This is a genomic window from bacterium, assembly GCA_037143175.1.
GTDB lineage: Bacteria > Verrucomicrobiota > Kiritimatiellia > CAIKKV01 > CAITUY01 > JAABPW01.
This window is the reverse complement of sequence record JBAWZF010000096.1, coordinates 1-3,944: the sequence shown is the minus strand read 5'-3', so window position 1 is coordinate 3,944 and position 3,944 is coordinate 1. Positions and strand designations below refer to the sequence as shown.

General features: G+C 50.2%; 2 protein-coding genes and 1 rRNA gene. 2 read left to right on the top strand and 1 reads right to left on the bottom strand.

From position 1 onward, the window contains the following. Window positions 1-158: 158 nt before the first annotated feature. Complete coding sequence (locus tag WCI03_15130) at window positions 159-1,328, bottom strand: hypothetical protein (protein MEI8141184.1); 1,170 nt, start codon at window positions 1,326-1,328, stop codon at window positions 159-161. A gap of 630 nt (window positions 1,329-1,958) precedes the next feature. Between WCI03_15130 and WCI03_15125 the strand changes: the two genes are divergently transcribed. Then, complete coding sequence (locus tag WCI03_15125; GenBank protein ID MEI8141183.1) at window positions 1,959-2,609, top strand: prepilin-type N-terminal cleavage/methylation domain-containing protein; 651 nt, start codon at window positions 1,959-1,961, stop codon at window positions 2,607-2,609. Window positions 2,610-2,966: 357 nt separating this feature from the next. Then, a 16S ribosomal RNA gene (locus tag WCI03_15120) occupies window positions 2,967-3,944 on the top strand; the annotation flags it as partial.

Below are 3,944 nucleotides of genomic sequence, written 5' to 3'. Positions count from 1 at the left end.
CTTTAATTAAGAGGTTGCGACAGAGCGCAACCCTCCATTGCGGAAGTTTTTTCTTTTATGGAGGGTTGCGCTCTGTCGCAACCTCTTCGGTGGACAAAAAAAAGAGCCACCGGATTTCCGGTGGCTCTTTTACGTCTCAATCGACGTCCCTAATCAGATCAGGGAACCGGGACCGTCACCCGCAGGAAGGCCGGTGAGACCGCAGGTGCCTGGAGCGTGACTTCGTTCGTGCCATCGGCCTTGGGCCAGTTCTCTATAGCGTTTGTCCAAGCCAGTACGCTCAACAGGTTCGAAGACCACTGGATGGTGTAGTTATTCTGCGCGCTAGCTGAACCAATCCACTTGAGGATCGGGAAGCCATTGCTATAGGTTGAGCTGACGATGATCAATTTCGACGACCAATTAGTCGGTGAGGTTCCCGTGACCCATTCCTGCCAATTAGTCACGCCATCGCTGTCATCATCAGCCAACGCCACTGCATCCCATGTTGTGTTGGTGCTGTTAGTGCTCAGCCCGCTGGTCTCCATCCAGGAAACTGGCACACCATTGGTCGCGTACAACGGGCCCTCGGGGAAGGTCACTTCATTCGTTCCTACCACCATATCGTCCAGCATTCCGCTCCCGGAGAGAATAATGCGGTGAAGCTGCAAATCGCCGTCATACCACTTCGGGCTCACGAACCACTGCCCATCTTTATCGGTGCCGACGTCAGGAGAAACATAACCTTCCGGGGAATTGATATAGCTGCCGTTGACGCCGATTTTGAACATGGACATTGAGTTTGCGATATCGTAGTTCATGACTACAGTCAGGCGGCACCAACTGCCGGTTGTCAATGGAACAGCATTCGTAAGGATCGTCCATTGGGTTAAAACAGGAGGCCCGGGGAAGGGCGCATCCATAACGCCATGATAGATGTTTAGATAACCATTTGTGTCAATGTAGACAGATACTTGTGAATTAGTCACGGCACCCATCTGGTCTGCGGTTGGGCGCTCCTCGCAGAACGACGGCTTGATCATCGTGTCAATCGCCGCAACCGTGATGCTTGTGCCGTTAAATTCATTCGTAATGGTTCCTTCACTGAATGCCATCACCTTGGTATGTTCTGCAGACTGAACTGCATAACCTTTCGAAGGAGGCGTATATGTCAAATTGCTCACCACTGCGATCGCCGTATTGGCGTCGCCCTGCCAGACCGAACCGACCATGTTGGAGCCCGGTGCATAATTTTCGAACGTTTCTGTGTACGGTACGGGCTTCTGAGCCATACTTACCGATGCTACTGCGCATAAAACTGATACAATCACTGGAAAACTTTTTTTCATAACGCCCCTCTCGATAAATGAGTTTTAACAAACCTTTACATTAAACATAATACTACTGTGCCATGGAAAATGTCAACAGCGGGAACAGCGTTTTTTAGAAAAGTTTTTACCCTGGGCAATAATGAACTGCAGCCCAAACGGTGCAGGATCCTCCATTCAATGGAGGGCGCTGCTGCTCCCCTGAGATTCGCCGAAGGGGCTTTGAAGCAAAACCCTCATTTCTCGATTTCCTGATTAGTGGGAACCCCGGTCGGGAGCCAGGTCATTCATTGAATATTCTGCAGCAAAAGTCCCATTAACTAGAGCGAAGCGCAGGTGGCAGCCGACGTCCCCGGCGGCTGATTGCCGACCGGTGCGTAGAATCGTTCGCCGGGACGTCGAACGCCACCTTGCCGAAGTCAAAATGAGGTCTTTTCGTGAAAACCTAAGGACTGGACCTTGTTTCAAGATAGTTGAAGTCTGGCGCGATCGACGTCTTATTCATGCGCGACTACGGGGAAACGAGCCTTTTCAGCGCGCTGCTCACCTGATAACCCGGCTAAAAACTGTCCAGAAACGTCTTGTCAAACCTGCTGGATGAAATAGACTGCCATATAAAGCTTAAACGACATATTTAAAGAGAGGGTGGAAATGATGAAAAAACGGCGATTTAAAGGGTTTACATTGATCGAAATGCTGGTGGTTATTGCGATTATTCTTGTACTGGCGGCCATACTTTATCCAGCGTTAAGTAAAATGAGGGAGTACGGGCGTGGTGTAAGATGCGCGTCCAACCTACGCCAACTTCAGATAGCATCCTTAAATATGGCTAGCCAAACTGGCCATCTTCCGTATTCAGCCAGTTGGATGGAGGATCAAAGTGATGGTACAAAAAAGCATATTCCAGGCTGGGTGGCTTGGTATAACCAATTGCCGGGCGCTACCGCAGCCGGGAATAACGCTTGGTATGATGCGGACGGATATAAGTCGATAACAAATGGAGCGCTCTGGACATATGTCAAAGGTGACGCTGTATATCTGTGTCCTACATTTGCCATGAAGAGCGTTTGCGGTCAGAACTCGCCCAGGCGCAGTTATGGGATGGTGACGAATATGAACGTCAGTGGGGCCAACATTTTAAATCTAACAGCCGTGTCGACTATGCTTTATTGCGATGATAAAGGGCTTCTTCCGAATGCCGGACAAGACACCGATCCACAGTGCGGCACCAATGAAGTAGGAACATTTCACCAAGGCAAAGGGAACGCCGTCTATCTGGATGGGCACGTCGAGCGTCTATAAAAAAGCGGGAAAGTCCTTATAAAACGCCCTTCAAAAAAAAACATTAAAATTTCAAACAGCGATTATTGACAGTTGAAGGGGTAAGGGCTATAACTTTCCCAGCAATCGAGACAAGAGTCTCTGAAACGAACGACACAAGCGCCGATTCCGGTCGGCTAGACGAGAGTAGAGATCGACCGGGGTTTGGTAGTTTTTTGTGTCTTGATCTTTGAAAACAGAATAACCTGCAAGACACACTTCGATTCGGAAGTGATGTGATTTGTTAAGCAACTGTTCTGGTTCTGTCTGCGAAAGCAGGTAGGACGAAACTAAGATAGTCAAACTCCAATGGCTTAGGAATAAGTCGTTGGTGTAATTTTTTCGGAGAGTTTGATTCTGGCTCAGAACGAACGCTGGCAGCGTGGATTAGGCATGCAAGTCGAACGAGAGTTTTGGATGTAGCAATACAAACGAGACGAGAGTGGCGGAAGGGCGAGGAACGCGTGGGTAATCTACCTCCTGGTTAGGGATAACCCGCCGAAAGGTGGGCTAATACCCAATACGATGGTCTGCCGCATGGTGGATTGATCAAAGACGGGGAACCGTAAGGTCCTGTCGCCGAGAGAGGAACCCGCGTCCTATCAGCTTGTTGGTGAGGTAACGGCTCACCAAGGCTTACGGGTAGCTGGTCTGAGAGGATGGTCAGCCGCACTGGGACTGAGACACTGCCCAGACTCCTACGGGAGGCTGCAGTCGAGGATCATTCGCAATGGGCGCAAGCCTGACGATGCGACGCTGCGTGGAGGATGAAGGCCTTCGGGTCGTAAACTCCTGTCATTCGGGAACAATAAATTGTCTATTAATACTAGATGAAATTGATAGTACCGGAAGAGGAAGCCACGGCTAACTCTGTGCCAGCAGCCGCGGTAATACAGAGGTGGCAAGCGTTGTTCGGATTTACTGGGCGTAAAGGGTGCGTAGGTGGTATGGTATGTCGGGCGTGAAAGCTCATCGCTCAACGGTGAAATGTCGTCCGAAACTACCAAACTAGAGTGCAGGAGAGGAGAGCGGAATACTTGGTGTAGCGGTGGAATGCGTTGAGATCAAGTAGAACACCGGTGGCGTAGGCGGCTCTCTGGAATGTAACTGACACTGAGGCACGAAAGTTGGGGGAGCAAACAGGATTAGATACCCTGGTAGTCCCAACCCTAAACGGTGTACACTTGTTGTAGGGGGAATTGACCCCCCCTGTGACGGAGCTAACGCGTTAAGTGTACCGCCTGGGGAGTACGGTCGCAAGATTAAAACTCAAAGAAATTGACGGGGGCCCGCACAAGCGGAGGAGCATGTGGCTTA

Excerpts from the sequence above, each read along its gene's own strand:
- WCI03_15130 (MEI8141184.1), bottom strand. The coding sequence starts at position 1,328 with ATGAAAAAAAGTTTTCCAGTGATTGTATCAGTTTTATGCGCAGTAGCA.
- WCI03_15125 (MEI8141183.1), top strand. The coding sequence starts at position 1,959 with ATGATGAAAAAACGGCGATTTAAAGGGTTTACATTGATCGAAATGCTG.